Annotated in this window: 13 protein-coding genes and 2 pseudogenes; 10 read left to right on the forward strand and 5 right to left on the reverse strand. The window is 68.2% G+C overall.

The window, feature by feature from the left end:
• Positions 1 to 101: 101 nt before the first annotated feature.
• The 4 genes and pseudogenes from KZ813_RS11680 (at position 102) to KZ813_RS11695 (ending at position 4,428) form a co-directional block, all read left to right on the forward strand.
• Positions 102 to 443, forward strand: coding sequence for a hypothetical protein (locus tag KZ813_RS11680; protein WP_219755169.1), 342 nt, complete (start codon positions 102 to 104; stop codon positions 441 to 443).
• Between the two features lie 166 nt (positions 444 to 609).
• Positions 610 to 1,068, forward strand: a complete 459-nt coding sequence (locus tag KZ813_RS11685; RefSeq protein WP_219755170.1) for an SDR family NAD(P)-dependent oxidoreductase — start codon at positions 610 to 612, stop codon at positions 1,066 to 1,068.
• 74 nt (positions 1,069 to 1,142) lie between these two features.
• Positions 1,143 to 1,859: pseudogene (locus KZ813_RS11690) on the forward strand (IS6 family transposase).
• A gap of 457 nt (positions 1,860 to 2,316) precedes the next feature.
• Positions 2,317 to 4,428: an outer membrane protein assembly factor BamB family protein gene (locus KZ813_RS11695; protein ID WP_219755171.1), complete on the forward strand. Its 2,112-nt coding sequence runs from the start codon at positions 2,317 to 2,319 to the stop codon at positions 4,426 to 4,428.
• Positions 4,429 to 4,523: 95 nt separating this feature from the next.
• Here the strand turns inward: KZ813_RS11695 and KZ813_RS11700 are convergent, their stop codons facing one another.
• Both KZ813_RS11700 and KZ813_RS11705 read right to left on the reverse strand, forming a co-directional pair.
• Positions 4,524 to 5,582: a glycoside hydrolase family protein gene (locus tag KZ813_RS11700; RefSeq protein ID WP_219755172.1), complete on the reverse strand. Its 1,059-nt coding sequence runs from the start codon at positions 5,580 to 5,582 to the stop codon at positions 4,524 to 4,526.
• Between the two features lie 53 nt (positions 5,583 to 5,635).
• Entirely contained in the window at positions 5,636 to 8,395 is a 2,760-nt protein-coding gene (locus tag KZ813_RS11705) for a TonB-dependent receptor (protein ID WP_219755173.1), read from the reverse strand.
• 255 nt (positions 8,396 to 8,650) lie between these two features.
• On the opposite strand from KZ813_RS11705, the gene KZ813_RS11710 reads away from it, so the two are divergent.
• Positions 8,651 to 9,085, forward strand: a complete 435-nt coding sequence (locus tag KZ813_RS11710) for a DUF3617 domain-containing protein (protein ID WP_219755174.1) — start codon at positions 8,651 to 8,653, stop codon at positions 9,083 to 9,085.
• Positions 9,086 to 9,166: 81 nt separating this feature from the next.
• On the opposite strand, the pseudogene KZ813_RS11715 reads toward KZ813_RS11710, so the two are convergent.
• Both KZ813_RS11715 and KZ813_RS11720 read right to left on the reverse strand, forming a co-directional pair.
• Positions 9,167 to 10,150, reverse strand: a pseudogene (locus tag KZ813_RS11715) (glycoside hydrolase family 43 protein); the annotation flags it as partial.
• A 62-nt stretch (positions 10,151 to 10,212) separates the two neighbouring features.
• Complete coding sequence (locus tag KZ813_RS11720; protein ID WP_219755176.1) at positions 10,213 to 10,548, reverse strand: hypothetical protein; 336 nt, start codon at positions 10,546 to 10,548, stop codon at positions 10,213 to 10,215.
• 483 nt (positions 10,549 to 11,031) lie between these two features.
• Between KZ813_RS11720 and KZ813_RS11725 the strand changes: the two genes are divergently transcribed.
• On the forward strand, positions 11,032 to 13,659 hold the full coding sequence (locus KZ813_RS11725) for a TonB-dependent receptor (RefSeq protein WP_219755177.1): 2,628 nt from the start codon (positions 11,032 to 11,034) through the stop codon (positions 13,657 to 13,659).
• 17 nt (positions 13,660 to 13,676) lie between these two features.
• Positions 13,677 to 14,705 (forward strand): arabinan endo-1,5-alpha-L-arabinosidase, encoded by a 1,029-nt coding sequence (locus KZ813_RS11730; protein WP_219755364.1) that lies wholly within the window; start codon positions 13,677 to 13,679, stop codon positions 14,703 to 14,705.
• A gap of 198 nt (positions 14,706 to 14,903) precedes the next feature.
• Here KZ813_RS11730 and KZ813_RS11735 read toward each other — a convergent pair whose 3' ends face one another.
• The gene (locus KZ813_RS11735; protein WP_219755178.1) at positions 14,904 to 15,575 is read right to left on the reverse strand and encodes a hypothetical protein; all 672 of its coding nucleotides are present in this window, start codon (positions 15,573 to 15,575) and stop codon (positions 14,904 to 14,906) included.
• Between the two features lie 96 nt (positions 15,576 to 15,671).
• Here KZ813_RS11735 and KZ813_RS11740 point away from each other — a divergent pair, with 96 nt between their 5' ends.
• The 3 genes from KZ813_RS11740 to KZ813_RS11750 are packed head-to-tail and all read left to right on the forward strand — an operon-like array spanning position 15,672 to position 18,031.
• On the forward strand, positions 15,672 to 16,670 hold the full coding sequence (locus KZ813_RS11740; protein WP_219755179.1) for a L,D-transpeptidase family protein: 999 nt from the start codon (positions 15,672 to 15,674) through the stop codon (positions 16,668 to 16,670).
• Positions 16,671 to 16,717: 47 nt separating this feature from the next.
• On the forward strand, positions 16,718 to 17,581 hold the full coding sequence (locus KZ813_RS11745; RefSeq protein WP_219755180.1) for a hypothetical protein: 864 nt from the start codon (positions 16,718 to 16,720) through the stop codon (positions 17,579 to 17,581).
• A 24-nt stretch (positions 17,582 to 17,605) separates the two neighbouring features.
• Entirely contained in the window at positions 17,606 to 18,031 is a 426-nt protein-coding gene (locus KZ813_RS11750) for an ion channel (RefSeq protein WP_219755181.1), read from the forward strand.
• Positions 18,032 to 18,037 lie beyond the last annotated feature (6 nt).

Consider the following 18,037-nt stretch of genomic DNA (forward strand, 5'->3'; position numbering starts at 1 on the left):
GATTCCGAGAACGCTCTGGCCTTCCCGTCGCCGTTCTCAATCGCGAAAAGGTTTCAGAAGACCGTGCGAAGTGCTAGCTTAACGCCTGAAGGAGTCCTTCCATGAGCATCGTGATCGTTTCGGTGATCTCTGTCCTGATGGTATGTGCTTTGGCTTACCGGGCCGATGCCTTGTTCTACAGCGAAGAGCGACTGCCGATGCAATGGTGGATCACAGGTGAGGTGACATGGTCCGCCCCCCGGCGTCTTGCCCTTGCCTTCATGCCGGCATTGGCAATTGTCTTGCTCGGCTTCGTTACGATCATGGCACTCTATGTTCCGGCCCGTGCCGGCGAAGAAGGCCTCGTTCTTCCTACTATGATCGGGATGGGCGCGACGCTTATCGCGATGCAGCTTCTGCACTTTTGGCTCATCGGCAAGACTTTGCGCCGACAGGTCCGGTAACGTCAGCGCCTGCTCATAGACTGATCCCCGAAGCCCGATCGATTCCGAGATCGCCCGCGCCGTCAGGTTGGCCGTTCGTATTCGGGAAGGTCGAACGGCAATGTTGTAGCTGCGCTCGCGACGCGGCTACCGTGCGCCATGGCCGACACGCTTACCGAGGGAAACTATGCGAGTTCACGACAGGAAGGTTGCCATCGTCATCGGCGGAACACGCGGCATCGGTGGAGCGATCAGCCGAAGGTTGGCGTCTGATGGCGCGTCGGTTGGCGCGACCTTTCTCAGTCGATCAGATGACGCCGAGCGTCTTTCGGACGAGCTACTTTCGGCAGGACATCAAGCCCTCATGGTGCAGGCGGACGTCAGCGACGTCGGGGCGCTCAACGGCGCCATCGATCACATCGTGAAGCATTTCGGCCGCCTTGATATCCTGGTGAGCGTAGCTGGAACGGCGATCGTAGAACCGCTTGAGGATTATCCGGATGACGCGTTCGACCGCTCTTTTGCGCTCAACGTCAGAGCGCCCTTCCTCGCGGCGAAAAAGGCGGCAAGTCTGATGACCAAAGGTGAGCGGATCGTCACAATGGCTCTGTCAAAGCTAATGCACCTGCGGCGCTCGCCGGGGTAGAGGAGGGGCATGCCCCGCCCGGGCGCTGTCAAAGCTGATGCACCTACAGCGACCGGCGGGGTAGGGGAGGGGCCATGCCCCGCCTCCGCAAGCCAGCCAGTCCGTTCCGCTACTTCAACTCCTCGCCCGAGGTGATCCGGCTGGTGGTGCTGATGTACGTTCGTTTCCCTATTTCGCTGCGGAACGTCGAAGACCTGCTGTTCGAGCGCGGGATCGACATCTGCCATGAGACGGTGAGGCTGTGGTGGAACAGGTTCGGTCCGCTGTTCGGGGGCGAGGTGCGGCGTCAGCGGGTGAGCCGCATGCGCGGCTTTCGGCATTGGCGCTGGCACCTGGACGAGATGTACGTGAAGCTCAACGGCGAGATGGTCTACCTGTGGCGAGCGGTGGATCACGAGGGCGAGATCCTCTAAAGCTACGTCACCCGAACGCGCGACAAGAAGGCTGCGCTCGCCTTCATTAAGAAGGCGCTCAAGCGGCACGGCTCGCCCGAGGCGATCACCACCGACGGTCTGCGCTCCTAAGGTGCTGCTCTGACGGAGCTAGGCAGCCGCGAGAAGCAGGAGGTGGGTCGCTGGGCCAACAACCGGGTGGAGAACTCGCACCTGCCGTTCAGGCGACGAGAACGGGCGATGCTGCGGTTTCGGCAGATGCGAACGTTACAGAAGTTCGCCTCGGTCCACGCCAACGTCCACAACCACTTCAACCACGAACGCCATCTCGTCGACAGGCAGACCTACAAGCAGCGCCGCTCCGCGGCGCTGGCTGAGTGGCAGGCGCTCGCCAGCTGATCTGTTGCCCGCAAAGCCCGAGGTGCATCGTGGAGAGACGAGTTCGCATTAGACTGACAGCACCTCCGCTCGCTATCCTCCCGCTTCTGATGGGCTCGGTCCCGACAGACGGCTCTGTCGGATTCGACGCACCGGCGTGGGGCCATGAGCTCGCGCTCCGTACGGTCGCTTCGACAGTGCGCCATGTCGCGGGCCCTCGCCGACACGAGGTCCGGGGCCGGTGAGATCGATGCGCCTGGCTGCCACACAGCGACTCACCGGGTCGCGCCGGAGGGACAGGCCGCGAATAGGTCGCCGCGGGCGCACACGCTCGTTGGTCCGGGAACGACCGTCTGTCGAGGCGGTACGCGCGCGTCAGTGATGGCGTGGCGACGTGCGCCGGCCTAGGCTGGCGCGCGGCGCGGGTCGGCTCCGCCGAACGGCGGAGGATCACATGGCAGCGCGCGCGGGAGAGCGAGTGAGGGCGACGGTCGTGCTCGCGGGGGCGCTGCTGCTGGGGAGCGGGACGGTGCCGCCGCGCGAGGCGGGCGCCGACTGGCCCTATTACCACGGCGATCCCGCCGCGACGCATTACTCCGCGCTGGACCAGATCACCGTTCGCAACGTCACGGGATTGGTGAAGGCCTGGGAATATGACAGCGGCGACGCCTTCGGCGAGGGCGGGTCGCAGTCGGACATGCAGGCCAACCCGCTCGTCGTCGACGGTCGCATGTACATCGTCACGCCCAAGGGCCGTCTGGTGGCGCTAGACGCCGCGACCGGGCGCGAGCTGTGGGCCTATGACCCGGCGCCCGCGCCGGTCGCCACACGCCAGCGGCTGCGGGGCGTATCCCTCTGGCGGGATGGCGATCAGCGCCGGATCCTGTTCACGTTCGGGCAGGAGCTGATCTCGGTCGACGCGCTGACCGGTCGGCCCGACCCGCGCTTCGGCCGCGACGGTCGCGTCGACCTGCGCGCTGGCTTCGGCAGGCCGCTCGCGCAGCTGACGGTCAACAACGTCACGCCCGGGGCGGTGTTCGAGGACCTGATCATCATGGGTTCGACCGGCCATACGCCGGGCGACGTCCGCGCCTTCGACGTGCGCACCGGCGCGATCCGCTGGACCTTCCACACCATCCCGCACGACGGCGAGCCCGGCGCGGAGACCTGGCCGCGCGACGCCTGGAAGACCGAGATCGGCGCCAACGTCTGGGCCGGGCTGACCGTCGACGTCGCGCGCGGTCTGGTGTTCCTGCCCGTGGCCTCCAGCGGCATGGGCGACCGCGACTTCTACGGCCCGACCCGCGCGGGTGCCAACTTGTACGCCAACAGCCTGGTCGCGCTGGACGCGCGCACCGGGCGGCGGCGCTGGCACTTCCAGAGCGTCTACCACGATCTCTGGGACCGCGACTTCCCCGCGCAGCCGACGCTGGTAACGGTGCGCGGCGTGCCCGCGATCGCGCAGACCACCAAGTCGGGATGGGTCTACGTCTTCGACCGGCGCGACGGCCGCCCGCTGTACCCGATCGAGGAGCGACCGGTCCCGCCCAGCGACATGCCCGGCGAGCGGGCGTGGCCGACCCAGCCGATGCCCACCGGGATCGCGCCCTTCGCGCGCCAGCGGCTCACGCCCGACATCGTGACGCGGCGGACGCCGGCGGCGCATGCCGCGGTGACGGCGCAGCTCGCCGGCCTGCGCAACCGCGGCCCGTTCGATCCGCCCAGCCGACAGGGCACGGTGCTGCTGCCCGGTATGGACGGCGGCGCCGAGTGGGGTGGGGCGGCCTACGATCCCGACAGCGGCCTGCTCTACGTCAACGCCAACGAGATGGCCTGGACGCTGCGGCTCAAGCCCCGCCCGGCGCGCACGGCGGGTAGCTCGGGCGCGGCGCTCTACGCCACCCATTGCGCCGCCTGCCACGGCGCCGACCGCGCCGGCGACCCGCCGCAGGTGCCCGGACTGCGCGATGTCGGCGCGCGGCTCAGCGCGGTGCAGCTGGGGCACCAGATCACCCGGGGCGGCGGGCGCATGCCGGGGTTCGGCGCGACCCTGTCGTCGGCGCAGGTGGCGACGCTGGTGGGCTATCTGCGCGGCGACCGTGCCGCCGCGGCACCGCGCGGCAACGAGAGCGACGCCACCCCCGCCGCGGCGCCGGGCTTCGACGAGCCCTACGTCTTCGACGGCTACCATCGCCTGCTCGATCCCGACGGCTATCCCGCGCTGACGCCGCCCTGGGGCACTCTGTCGGCGCTCGACGTCAACACCGGGCGCTGGGTGTGGCGCGTGCCGCTCGGCCGCTATCCCGAGCTCGGCCCGGACGAGACGGGGAGCGAGAATTACGGCGGGGCGGTGGTCACCCGCGGGGGGCTGCTGTTCATCGCCGCGACCGTCTACGACCGTCGCTTCCGCGCCTATGACAAGCGCAGCGGCCAGCTGCTGTGGTCGACCGAACTGCCCGCCGCGGGGCTCGCGACGCCCGCGACGTACGCGGTCGATGGGCGGCAATATGTCGCGATCGCGGCGGGCGGCGGCAAGGATCAAAAGCGTCGGCCGGGCGGCTCGGTGATCGCCTTCGCGCTGCCGCGATGACCACGACGCCTGCCTCGCCGCCGACGTGACGTCCCGACGCGCCGCCGAGCGTCGGGCGGATATCCGGCCGCGGGGCATCGGACAGCGCGGTGTGCTCAGGCCGGCGGGTAAGCCGCCACCAACGCGTCATATTGCCGTCGGCTGATGGCGATCATCGAGCCGTGTCGAAGCCCCGCGGGCATGGTGTAGCGATCCCAGGCGGGGACACCGGAGTTGCCGGACACCTGATACCACGGGCCCGCGAGCCGCGGCGCCTTGGAGAGGCCGTAGCTCGTGCCGGCATATTGCTCGTAATAGAGCAGCCAGTCGCGGTCGTCGGGCGAGCGGATCAGCGTGGGCGCCTCGCGGAAATTGGGGCTGAGCGGCGGGCCCGGCGGCGCATAGCGCCCCGTGAGCGTGGGAGCGCAGCTGATCCGCACCGTCTTGCCCGTCGTCCACTCGTAAGACGGGTAGCGCTCGTCCTTGAACACGGCGCAGTACCCCGTCCCGGCGTCGTTCGGCACGACGAAGGTGTCGATCGTCGCCATCTCCCAGCCGAACAGCCGGCGCGGCGCCTCGCCGAGCCGCCGCAGGTCGGGGGAGGACACGTAGAGCGTGCGCTGGCTGGCCCAGTAGCGCTCCGGATCGTCGGGCGTGCCGGGAACGGTCGGGGTGTGCCAGGTGAGCAGGAAGCGGCGCGACGGCGCGTCGTAGAACAATTTGGGCGCGCCGATCCGCTGCATCGCGTGCGCCAGACCGGCGATGCCTTGGAGACGCGGCCGGTAGGTGCCGAACGGCGTCCAGCGCACCAGGTCGTCCGACACCCAGAAGCGGATCAGCGGGTCGTCGTCGCCGCGATTGCCGACGAGATAGTAGCGCCCGTCACCGCCGCGCGCGATCGAGGCATGGCCGTGATAGTCGCTCGATACGGGCGCGCCGCGATTGAGCTGCTGCCAGTGTAGCCCGTCGCGGCTGACGGAATAATGGAGCACGCCGTAGCGCTCCTTGGTCATGTGCGCGAACAGATAGGCGCGATCGGGCGCCACATACGGGGTCTCGGGTGCGCCGGGCGGCACGGTCGTCGTCTGCGCCGCCGCGGGCGCGGCCATGCCGGTCACCGCGGCGGAGGCGAGGAGCAGGCGTGCGAGCGCGCGCCGTGAGCGTGATCGTCCCATATCGTCTCTCCCGGCGCGGGTCCGCTGAGAACCCGTCGTCGCGGCCCGTTACCTCAGAAACGGAATCGCACGCCCAGCGAATAGGCCCGCTCGATGTACAACACCTGCCGCGTGAAGCTGTCACCCGTGTCGAATTGGCGATAGCGCTGCAGTGGGTTGCCGAGGAGATTGACGATGTCGAACGCCAGGGTGACGTTCGGCAGCGGGGTCACCGACGTCGAGAGATCGAGCTGGCCGCGGCCTTTCTCGATCACGGCATGCGCGGTGGGGTCGAGCGCTTCCAGGCTGTAGAGTTGCACGAACTTCGACCGGTAATTGTACGCGAGCCGGGCCGAGAACTGCGGCCGTTCGTAGAGCGCCACGACATTGTACGCCCACTTCGAGACGCCGGGGAACACCTGCTTCTCGTCGTTCAGAGTGGCCGCGAAATTGGGCTGGAGATCGCCTTTCGCATCGATGAAGGTGCCGTTGGCCTGGACGCCGAAACCTTTCGCCCAATCGGGTAGGCCGTCGATGTCGAGGAAGCTGGTGAACTGGACCTCGGCGCCCTGCAGGCGGGTCTGGCCCAGGTTGACCGGGCGCGCGATCCGAAGCCCCGGCGCCGACCGATCGTCGACCGTCGCCAGAAAGCCTTCCGCGTCATGCCGGAAGATCGCGGCCGTGAACGAGCCCGTGCGCGAGAAGTAATATTCCAGGCTCGCGTCATAGTTGTTCGACGTGAGCGGCGTGAGATCGGGGTTGCCGGCCGAGCCGCCGCGACGGAGCCGCTCGACGCAGACCTCGGTCGTGGGATCGGTCAGGCAGGGGTCCCCGGGGGCCAGCACCACCGGCTGGCCGAGCGAGGTGTTCGGGCGCAGGTCGAAGAAGTTGGGCCGGGTACGCGTCTGTGTGTAAGCCAGGCGCAGCTGCAACTTGTCCGTGAAGGCGAAGCGCCCGCTCACGTTGGGCAGATAGTCGGTATATTCGTTCTCGGCGGCGATCGGCGGGAAGGTGACCGCGCCGCCGGTGTCCTCGACGCGGGAGAAGCCGCTGATCCGCGTCTTGGTCTTGATCGCGCGCAGGCCCACCAGGCCGTCCACGATCATACTGCCCAGGTCGAAGCCGTATTTGATCTGGCCATAGGCCGCGTAGGACTTCTCGTTGGCGCGGAAATTGTCGGGCGGGTTGAAGGGCGGCGTGCCGGCGGGGACGCCGTAGAAGCTGCGGAGCCCGACCAGATTGTCGCGGATGCTGTCGCGCGTGAGCGCGGCATAGGCCTTGTTGCGCTGGACGTCGTTGTACGTGAAGCCGGGCAGGCTGACCCTCACGTCCGCGCCGGGCAGCGCGGTGAGCGGGATCCCGGCCGGTTCGTTGTTGATGTAGAGGTTGCCGAAGTCGCGCGCGGCGTCGCGGTCGGCGTAGCGCACACCGACCTGCAGCCGTTTGAGAAAACCGAGGTCGAGATCGTAGGACAGGTCGGTGCGCGCCTGCCAGTCCTTGCCGCTCACCACGGTCAGCTCCTGGTAGAGGCCGCGACTGATGAAGCTCGCCGGATCGGTGATATCGAAGTCGACGAACGTCTGCGTCGGCCCACCATCTCGCGACGCCTCGAACGCGACGGAGCGGACCGGCGAACGCGCCGCGGCATAGTCGACGTTGACCAGGTTGGCGGTATAGGTGCTGTCGGTGTAAGCGACGTCGGCCGAGATCTGCAGTCGATCCTTCTTCCAGGTCGCGCCGAGGCCGCCCTGATAGGTGTCCGTTTTGCCGTTGAACGAGCCGGTATAGCCCTCGGGTCGCAACGCGCCGCTGACCGTCGCCGTCGCGATCTTATCGGTGCCGGAGATCGTCGTCACGTCGGACAGTCTCACGCCATCACCGAAGATCGGGATGAACATCCAACGGTTATAGTCTTTCGAGCGGAAGCCCTGGTAGAGACCGTCGGCGTAGATCTCCAGCTCCGGCGTCGGCCGCCATTGGAACGCGGCATTGGCGGAGGGGCGGTAGCGATTGCCGTAGCCGAGGAAGTTGCCCTGCGCGTCGGGGTAGCGCAGGCCGCTCTGCGCGCCGGGCGCGTTGGTGGCGTCGGTGGTGGCGATGACCAGCGACTGCTCACGCGTCGAATCGAGGAAATTGACGCCGACGTACGAGGCATTCAGCAGCAGGCCCATCTCCCCGAGGCCGGTGTCCCACCGATCGCTGATCAGCAGATTGCCGTTCGGCACGATCTTCTCGGACTGCTGCGACAGCACGCCGTTGAGCGAGCCGGAGAGTTCGAAGCCGTCGAAGTCGAAGGGGCGGCGGCCGCGCACGTTGATCGCGCCCGCGATCCCGCCTTCCACCTGATCGGCGAGACCGGACTTATAGACCTCCAGCGCGGCGACCGTGCCGGCGGGGAAGTCCTGGATCTGCACGTAGCGCCCCTCGGCGGTGAAGATCTGGCGCCCGTTGTAGGTCGTGGTCAGGTCGGGAAGGCCACGCACCGTCACGCCGGCCGACTCGCCCCCGCCGCGCGTCACCGCGACGCCCGCGACTCGCTGCAGCGCCGACGAGGCGAAGGTGTCGGGTAGCTTGCCGATGTCCTGCGCGACGATCGCGTCCACGATCCCGTCCGAGGTGCGCTTGATCGCCTGGGCGGACTCGAGGCTGCGCCGTAGGCCGGAGACGACGATGTCGTCGCCCGCCGCCGCCTCGTCGGGCTGCGCCGGGTCCGTCAGCTGGACCTGATCGGGACCGGCTGTGCCGGTCTCGGTCGTACCGGCGCCCACCGCGGGCGCCTGGACGTTCTGCGCTTGTGCCACCGGCGCGCCGATCAGCAACGCTGTCAGCGACACGCCGGCTCTCCAGGTCGTTCCCATCGTCCATCCTCCCCAGGATCTGTCGGCCGAGCGCTCGCCCGCGTCCTCTGCGGATGTGTCACGCGACCGCGGCAAAAATGCAACGCTTTATGTCGCATTTGTAACACTTTAGTGATCTGGAGCATGGTGTTGAGGTGCTGGCACGCGGCTGGCGTCGGGCTCGGCCGAACGATACCGCCGGCGTAGGAACAGGCGGTTGCGTCGTGTCGGCTGGCGGTACACGCTCGAGCGATGATCGGTCTGCTCGCCCTCGCCCTCGTCGCACAACCCGACACGACTGTCCCACCCCGAATGGAGTCTGGCGCGTGGGACGTGACGTCGAGGATCGTCGACATCAGTGTGCCGGGCTTGCCCGGGTTCCTCGCCCGCATGGCGCGCGGCAAGAGCAAAGCGGAGCACAAACGGGTTGTGCCGGGCCAGGGCGTCGAGACGCTCCTCGCGCCCGATCCGAAGGCACAATGCCGGGTCGAGAGCCAACGTGTCGCGGACGGGCGCTACGCCCAGACGCTCGCCTGCCCACAGAAGAAAGGCACGCCCCTGCAGATCGTCCGCTCTGGCAGCTATGACGTGACGGGTTTCGCCGGTCAGGCGATCGTCACCGGCACGACGCCGAGAGGGGCACTGCGCATCGTCCTGGACCAGCGGGCGAGCAGGGTGGGCGCTTAGCCGCTGCGCGGCTCGGCGCCTGCCCGCTGGGCATGCTGATGCCGCTGACGGACAGCGCCCCCGCCGGCAGCGTCAGCCGCGCGGCAGCGGCCCGTTCGCGACCGGCGGGTCGAACAGCGGCGTGCCGTTCGCGGCGAAGCGGATCGGCTGGACGCGGGTGTGACGATTGGGATCGAACAGCGGGTCGCCCTTGATCACCTCATAGTCGCGCGCGTGGAACACCAGCATGTCCCGGCCGCGCTCGTCCACCGTGAAGCTGTTGTGTCCCGGGCCGAAGACCCTGTGTTCGCGCGACGTCTTCAGCACCGGCACCGGCGACTTGGCCCAGCTGCGCGGGTCCATGATGTCGGCGTCGTCGCGCGCGGTGAGCATCCCCATGCAGTAGCGGGCGTCGGTCGCGCTGGCCGAATAGGTCATGTACAGATGCCCGTTGCGGGCCAGCAGCGCGGGCGCCTCGTTGACCTTGAAGCCGCGGATCTCCCAGTCGAGTTCGGGCATCGACAGTCGCGCTGGCTTGGCCGCGAGCGTCAGCGGCGTCCTCAGCGGCGCCAGATACAGGTTCGAGTTGGTCTCGATGCCCGGCTCGCGCTGTGCCCAGGCGAGATACCGCGTGCCGCGATGGACGAAACTGGTCGAATCGAGGTTGAAACTGTCCCACGGCGTCTCGAGCTGGCCCAGCACCGTCCACCGGCCCGTCATCGGATCGGCACCGTCACACACGATCGCGTAGGTGCGGATGCGGAAGACGTCCTCGCCCCCGCCGCTCGGGCCGGCGGCGAAATACATGATCCACTTGCCATCGATCAGGTGCAGCTCGGGCGCCCAGAGGAAGCCGGACATCGGTCCGCTCTTCTCGTGCCGCCACAGCACGCGCTCGGCGGCGGCCGAGAGGCCGGCGAGCGTGCGCGCGCGGCGCAGCACCAGCCGGTCGTACTCGGGCACCGAGCCGGTCATGTAATACCAGCCGTCGGTGTGCCGGAACACCTGCGCGTCCGCGCGCTGCCGCACCAGAGGGTTGACGATCGTGCCCGCCCCGGCGCGTCGACGCTGTGCCAGCGCGGGCATCGCCGCGATGCTGACGCCGCCCGCCAGCACGAGGCGCCGGGTGAGTGTGCCCATCGACCCGCTCACGGCAGGGTCGGCATCACGGCCGACGCGGCCCGCAACGAGATCGCCCGCTCCGGGTCGGCCGCGGCAAGTATCGCGTGAGCTGGGCCGGCCTGGCCCTTCGCGGGCGTGCTGACCGCAGGCTGCGCGACATCCGGCATGGACGCGAGCGTCTCCGGGATCAGCGCGCCCCAAAGCGGGGAAAGTTGCTGCTTCACCTCATCCCTCTTCGATCCAGGCGAGTGTCTGAGCGCACTCGCTTCTCGACCGGAATACTCATACATTAGGTCGAAAACAACGATTTTCGGCGTGATCGTGCGCGATCCACGGTGCCCGACGGCGATGACCGTCGTCACGCGACGATCAGTGATCCGGAGGTCGTGTCGCCGAAGCGCGCGACAGGAAGCGCCGTGCGGCCACGTCCGACGGCCCCGCTTCGGCCGAGCGGTCCGGACCGAACCCGGTCGCTGGCGTGGAGGTCCGTGGGTCCGACGCGCGCCGCGCGTCGACGCGCCGTGCGTCGAGAGGGGCACCGCCTCAGCCTTCTCGTGCCTTCCCCAGCGCGCCGCATCTCAGACATATGAGCGAGGCGCGGCTCGGTCGCCGCCCAGCCGGGGGCGAAGGCTCCTCCGGCCTAGGTGTGCCGCCGCCGTCTACATCGGGACGCAGATCGATCCGAGCAGCCCGACATTGAGACCGCACATGCCTCTTGCTGCTGCTTCTACTCCGGTGTAATGTAGGACAAATATTCGCCGGATCAGCGGCGTTCGGGGAGAGGGTTGATGGGCTACAAGCGACTTGGCCGCCTATGCGGGACGGCCTCTTTGTGCGCGTCGGCGATGCTCGCGCACGCGGCAGCCGCGCAGGATGCGAGCGGCACACCGGCATCACGCGCCGGGGCGGCGCAGTCCACTACTCCGTCGACACAAGAGGCGGTCGGCGCCGCCGACAGCACCGGTGTGCCGCAGGAAGCGGCGTCGCCGGCCGGGGCGGGGGCGGAGGACATCATCGTCACCGGCGTTCGCGCCAGCCTCGCCTCCGCGCAGTCGATCAAGCAGAACGCGACGCAGATCGTCGACTCCATCGTCGCCGAGGACATCGGCAAGCTCCCCGACAACACGGTGGCCGACGCGCTGCAGCGCGTGACGGGTGTCCAGGTGACGCGCGGCGCCGGCGAGGCGGGAACGGTCCTGATCCGCGGCCTCCCCAACGTGGCCACGGTGTTGAACGGTCGCGAGGCGTTCACGGGGGTCACGCGCGGCTTCGCCCTTCAGGACATACCCGCCGAGCTGATCGCCGGGGTCGACGTGTACAAGACGAGCACGCCCGACCTGATCGAGGGCGGCGTGGCGGGTCTCATCGACGTAAGGCTCCGCCGTCCGTTCGACTTCGCCGATGGTCAGATCGCCGCGAGCGGCCGCGCGGTGTACAGCGACCAGTCCGAGAAATGGGGATATATCGGCTCGGGTCTCATCAGCCAGCGGTGGGAGACCGGCATCGGCGAGATGGGTCTGCTGCTCGCCGGATCCTACAACAAACGGCTCTACCAGGATCAGACCGCGTTCGACTTCGTGTCCTCGGGGACACCCGTTGCGACGCCCGACACGGTCGGGGGGCTGTACACGTCCGGGGATCGGCGCCGGACGGCGCTCAACGCATCATTCCAGTGGCGCCCGTCCCCTGACGTCGAGTTCTACGCCGACGGCGTCTTCACACGATACGACAACCAGATCGCCGTGGACTTCTTCATCGGCCTGCCGAAAGCCGGGACGCTGACGAGTGTCACCGCGAACGCCAACTATCCGAACCTCGCCGACAGCAGCACCACCACCGATGCGTTCACGCTCACCAGCAAGCAGGCGTACCGCAACCGCACGGATAATTATCAGGCCGTGGTCGGGGGCAAGTGGACCTTGGGTCAGGCGGTGCTGAACACGGAAGTCACGTACAATTACAGCAAGGTGCCGAACCGCAACGCGATCCTGGATACCTCCTTCAACGTGCCGCGGCTCGACGTCGACTATGATGTCGGCGGAACGCCCAGGGTGACACTCACCGGCGTCGACCTGACCGACCCCTCGATCTATACGATCCGCACGCTCTTCGACAACAACGGGTTGGATACGAGCGAGCAGATCGCCTGGCGCAACGACCTGACGATCAAGCCCGACAGCGGCATCGTCGAGACGTTGAAGATCGGCACTCGCTACACGCACCGCAACGTCGACTCGCAGGCGACTGCCTCGATCCCGCTCGCGTTCCCGACCGACCAGGGCGCACCGCTGACCTCCGTCGGTGGGTTCGCGACACTGTCGCCTGGCGGGCTAGTCAAGGGAGCGCTCGGGATCGATCGCTTCATCACCGCTGATACGGACGTGCTGCTCGACGACACGGACCGCATTCGCACCCTCTTCGGACGACCTACCGGTCCGCGCGCCTTCGAGCCCAACCTCGCCTTCTTCAACCGCGAGGACACCTACGCCTTCTACGGGCAGCTGGGGTATAAGCTGGAGCTGGGCTCGATGCCGCTCGACGGTGTCGTCGGCGCGCGCGTGGTCAACACGGTGGAGCAGCTCAACGGCAACAACGTCTCCAGCACACAGAATTACCTGAACGTCCTGCCCAGCATCAACGCGCGGCTCGGTCTGACGAGCAACCTGTTTCTCCGCGCAGCCGCGGGCAAGACGATCACGCGGCCCGAGTTCGCCGCGCTGAACCCGCTCATCACGCTGGTGCCCAGCGGCAATACCGGGACCCAGCAATATGCCGGCACCGGCAGCGGCGGCAATCCGGCGCTCCAGCCCATCGAGTCCATCGCCTATGACGCGTCGCTCGAATGGTACATCGCGCGCAGCACGTCGCTGACGGCGGCGGGGTTCTACCGTGATCTGTCGGGCTACATACAGACCTACTCGCAGCCCGAGCAGTTCGCGGGGGGAACCTATCTGGTCAGCCGTCCGCGGAACGCCGGCGACGGTTATCTGGCCGGCGCGGAGGTGGCGTATCAGCAGTTCTTCGACTTCCTCCCCGGCGCGCTGAGCGGCTTCGGCGTCCAGCTGAACGGCACGTACATGGACGGCAAGACCGATGACCCGATCAACGGCGGCAAGCAGCGGATCGTCAACGTCTCCCACTGGGCGTTCAACACGGTCGCCATCTACGAGAAATACGGCATCTCGGCGCGGCTCGCCTACAATTGGCGGTCGAGCTACGTCGACAGCTACAACTCGGGGGGCGTCCAGGCGAGCACGATCCTGGCCGACCCGGTCAGCCGCCTCGACTTCTCCGGCAGCTACTCGCCGACCCAGTGGCTGACGCTTACCTTCGATGCCACCAACATACTCGATGACGTGTACCAGGATCGGTTCAACGGCAAAAACTCGGTCACCGGCGTCTATTATGACACCCCGCGTGACACGCGGACGTACGACCGGACGGTCCAGATCGGCGCGCGGGTGAAGTTCTGATGCCGGCGCCATCCACCATGATCGCGGTGGCGGCGCTGGCGACGGTCGCGGCCACCCAGGCAGACGTGGCGACACCTGCTGGGGCGAGAGCGGCGCCCACCTTGAACGAGCGACTTCGGGGGGACATCGCGCCGACCCACGATCCCGTCATCATCCGCGAAGGGGACACCTACCACGTCTATTCCACGGGGCTGGGTGACGGTCCCGACCGGATCATCGCCCACCGCGTGTCGAACGACCTAGTGAACTGGCGCAAGGCGGAGACGCCCCTCGCGGCACTGCCTGACTGGGCGACCCAGGCCATCCCCGGCGCCAAGAACGCCTGGGCGCCGGACATCTCCTTCGTCGGCGGGCGGTATCGGCTCTATTATTCGGTCTCGACCTTCGGATCCAATCGGTCCGCCATCGGGCTGCTGACCAACGCCACGCTCGACCCTACGCGGCCCGGCTATCGCTGGCGCGACGACGGTCCCGTGGTGATGTCCGACCGGACGGACGATTACAACGCGATCGATCCGAACCTGGTGGTGGCGCGGGACGGTCGGCAATGGCTCGCCCTGGGCAGCTTCTGGAGCGGCTTGAAGCTGTTCGCGCTGGACCGTGCCACGGGCAAGCTCCTGAACAAGAACGAGGCGCCGGTCGCGATCGCGCGACGGCCCGCGCCGGTGGGTGCACCGGCCCCGATCGAGGCGCCCTTCGTGATCGATCACGGCGGCTGGTACTGGCTGGTCGCCTCCTACGATTATTGCTGCAAGGGCAGCGCCAGCACCTACTATACCGTGGTCGGGCGCTCGCGCGCGGTGACCGGGCCGTATCTCGGCCGCGACGGCAGCGCCATGATGCAGGGCGGCGGCACGATCCTGCTTCGTGCTGATCTACCGGAGAAGGAGCGGTTCCGGGGGCCCGGTCACGCCGGTCATCTGCGGGACCGGGATGGGACCGACTACCTCGTCTATCATGCCTATGATCAGGAGGCGAAGGGCAGGCCGACCCTGCGGATCGCACGCCTGCGCTGGGGCGCCGACGGTTGGCCCAAGGCGGAGTGATGCGTCGCTGAGAACGGTGGTAGCGGCCCGGCGTCCTATGCGGGAAGCGAGGCGGAGTTCAGCGACATCCACACCGTCGGTCGCACCGTGAACCTCGGCGTACGCATCGAATTCTAAGGAGGCCGGGGCCGCTCGGGAGGCGATGCTGGCGTTGTCCCCAGCCGAAGGAAGGGGGGGCTCGTCGCTCGGTACGGCGCGTCAGCGTGTGAAGAGAAACCCCACGGCGATCAGGAAAATCGTGCCCTCGAGCAGGCCGAGGCACACGTTGCCGATGGCGGGAAGGAGGCCGATCCGCAGCACGCGCGAGAACCAGCGGGCCTCGACGATCCAGTAATTGGCGATGCTGCCGGCCGCGAGCCAATGGCCGACCGTCCTCACGGTCGGATGGGCGTCAAGGCCGAGGCTCGTGCCGATGCTGATGCCCAAGGCGAAGACGGCGGCCGGGTAGCATTGCTCGTAGAAGGGCTGCTGGAGCGAGGATCGGTCCAGTTGGACGCCGCGTCGCCGTACCAGTCGCGCCGCCAGGAACAGCGGGAAGGCCGCGAACACGATCACGCGGAGCACGAGCGCGCTGGCATTGTCGTTCACCAGGTCGGCCAGCCCGTGGTGGCTGGCGATGATCGCGTCGGTCTGCCCCATCGCGGTCGCGACCGTGTGCCCGAGCAGGAGCGCGAGGGCCAGGAACAGCGGTGGGCTGAGAACCGAGCCGTATCGCTGCTCGTCGGGCAGAGCAGCCTCGCGCTCGATCTCGGTCATCGTTCGGATCGGGCGAAAGGCGGCACGCCACAGCGTAAGTGGAAAGAACAGCAGCCAGCTCATCACCTCGTAGAGGAGCTCGTCGAGCGAGTTGAGCCACTTCATGAAGTCCATGCTGCACCTCGATAGCGGCCGGCACTCCGGCAATATCTGCTTGCAAATCAAAGGGCGAGCCTATTTGATCCGGGTCAGGCGGCGGGGGAAAGCGGGGTGCGTCACGCTTGGAACAAGGTGCCGGCGGCGCTCGCGCTGGCATTGTGCAGCGGCCAAGCGATGGCGCAGGGCGCGCGGGCCAGTTCGGCCACCGAGTTCGCTCGCATGGCCGAGCGGCTGAGGCCCGGCGAATGGGTCTGGGCGCCGGCGGTCGCGCCCGACGGGCAGGTCGTCGTCTACGTGGACCTCTCGCGCCAGCTCGCCACGGTCTATCGCAACGGCGTGCGTATCGGGATCAGCTCGGTCTCCTCGGGCAAGCCGGGGCACGAGACGCCGACCGGCGTCTTCACGATCCTGCAGAAGGACGCGACGCACCGCTCGAGCAAGTACAACGATGCGCCGATGCCGTACCAGCAGCGGCTCACCTGGGACGGGGTGGCGCTCCACGCCGGTGGCCTGCCGGGCTATCCCGAGAGCCACGGCTGCGTGCATCTGCCCTACGGCTTCTCGCGCGAGCTCTTCGGCATAACGTCGCTCGGCGCGACGGTCGTCATCGACGGCGACGCCGCGCGCCACGTCCGCACCTCCGAGACCAGCCTGCTCGCACCGTTCGACAGCAAGGGCCGGCCGATCGCACCGGCGCTGCTCGACCGCGAGCAGTTCAGCTGGCGGCCGGAGCGTTCGCCCACCGGCCCGATGACGATCATCGTGTCCAAATCCGATCGCCAGGTCGTGGTCATGCGCAGCGGCGTCGAGATCGGGCGCAGCGTCGCGGCGGTGAGCGACGACGATCCCGGCAGCCACGTCATCACGCTCACGCGAGGCGCCGGCGGCGCGCCGCGCTGGGTGTATATCGGCCTGCCCGGCCATGAGGAGGAAGCCGGGCACGCGCTCGACGAGGCCGTGATCAACCGGCTGCGGCTTCCGCGCGGCTTCTACGAGCAGGTCCGCGCCGCGTTGCGGCCGGGAACGACGATCCTGATCACGCAGTCGCGGGTCGGGTCGAGCGGGGGCGAGCCGCTGACGGTGATGGACGCCGTGGTGCCGCAGCCGTGACGCGCAACCGTCCGGCCGCGACCCGGCCGGTGAACAGGGGACGTATCATGTCGATGACCAAAGCCTCGCCGATCCTGGCCGCCACGCTGCTGCTGCCGGGGCTACCGAGCCCCGCGGCGGCGCAGGCAACGGGGCTCGAGGACATGGTCGGCGCACGCGCCGGGCAGGCGGAGCTGGAGGTGCGTCGACGCGGCTACGTCGACGTCCGCGCGGAGAAGGGCGACGACCGCGCCTACACTTATTGGTGGAACGCCGATCGCCGGCAGTGTGTCACGATCGCCACGATGGACGGGCGCTACAGCTCGATCCAGCCGACGCTTCCGCCCGACTGCCGCGAGCCGGCAAGCCTCCGTCCCAACCCGAGCTACGCCGGACAGCCCGAGCGCCGCCCACCCGCCGGCGACGAGCCCGACCGCGGCAGCGCGCGTCCGCCCGAACGACAGCAGGCGGCGCCGAGTTATGTCGGCGGCGACGCACCGACCGTCGACGGGCGTGCCGTCGAGCTCGGCCTCGTCTGCTTCGGCGACGGCAGCAAGGCCGGCATCGCCAGCGGCACGACCTGGACGTGGAACCGTGACAAGAAGCGCTACGACTACGGCCGCTACAATGAGACGACGACCGAGGTGTTCGACGCCTTGCTGATGGTCCAGACGTGGGAGGGTGGCGGGCGCATCCGGCTGCCGCGCTCGCTGATCCCCCCCATCAACTCGCGCGGCAACGATGGTTGGTGGGACCTCTATGACCTAGTGGAGGGACCAGACGTCATCCGCGCGAGCTACCGGCTGAACGGGCTCAACAAGCCCAAGGTGGTGATCGATCGCCGCACCGGGCGGATCACCGTCGCCGGCTCCGCCTCGTACAGCTTCCGGGGTACGTGCGACACGATCGGTCACGAGGCGCGACGCTTCTAGCGCGTGTCGGCCGTGCCCCCGTCGATGTGGACCGAGCTGGCGCTGTCGACGGTGCTGGTGCTCGCGAGCGCGATCTTCCACGGCCTCGGCCTGCTCGCGATCGGCCGCGCCCTGAGAGCGCTCGACCGCGGCGCGGCCGAGATCGAGCTGAACCCGCTCTCGCTGCTCGGCGCCGCCTACACCAGCGCGGTCGTGCTCGGACTGCTGATGCTGTCCGGCCTGGAGATCTGGTTCTACGCCTTCGTCTACCTGCTCATCGGCGCGATGGCGACGCTCCCGGCGTCCGTGTACTTCTCCACGATCACCTACGCCGCCATCGGCTTCTCGGACGCGTCGTTGGCGGCCCCGTGGCGCCTCGTCGGCGCGATCGAGGGCATCGACGGCGTGCTGCTGCTGGGTTGGTCCGTGGCGTTTCTCGTCGCTGAGCTCCAGCGCGTCAGACATCGGTGACGGGGG

The sequence above is a fragment of the Sphingomonas folli genome (assembly GCF_019429525.1).
Classification (GTDB): Bacteria; Pseudomonadota; Alphaproteobacteria; order Sphingomonadales; family Sphingomonadaceae; genus Sphingomonas; species Sphingomonas folii.

Coding starts and splice junctions, on each gene's coding strand:
- KZ813_RS11680 (WP_219755169.1), top strand. CDS start 102: ATGAGCATCGTGATCGTTTCGGTGATCTCTGTCCTGATGGTATGTGCT.
- KZ813_RS11685 (WP_219755170.1), top strand. CDS start 610: ATGCGAGTTCACGACAGGAAGGTTGCCATCGTCATCGGCGGAACACGC.
- KZ813_RS11700 (WP_219755172.1), bottom strand. CDS start 5,582: ATGGGACGATCACGCTCACGGCGCGCGCTCGCACGCCTGCTCCTCGCC.
- KZ813_RS11710 (WP_219755174.1), top strand. CDS start 8,651: ATGATCGGTCTGCTCGCCCTCGCCCTCGTCGCACAACCCGACACGACT.
- KZ813_RS11725 (WP_219755177.1), top strand. CDS start 11,032: ATGCTCGCGCACGCGGCAGCCGCGCAGGATGCGAGCGGCACACCGGCA.
- KZ813_RS11730 (WP_219755364.1), top strand. CDS start 13,677: ATGATCGCGGTGGCGGCGCTGGCGACGGTCGCGGCCACCCAGGCAGAC.
- KZ813_RS11735 (WP_219755178.1), bottom strand. CDS start 15,575: ATGGACTTCATGAAGTGGCTCAACTCGCTCGACGAGCTCCTCTACGAG.
- KZ813_RS11745 (WP_219755180.1), top strand. CDS start 16,718: ATGTCGATGACCAAAGCCTCGCCGATCCTGGCCGCCACGCTGCTGCTG.
- KZ813_RS11750 (WP_219755181.1), top strand. CDS start 17,606: ATGTGGACCGAGCTGGCGCTGTCGACGGTGCTGGTGCTCGCGAGCGCG.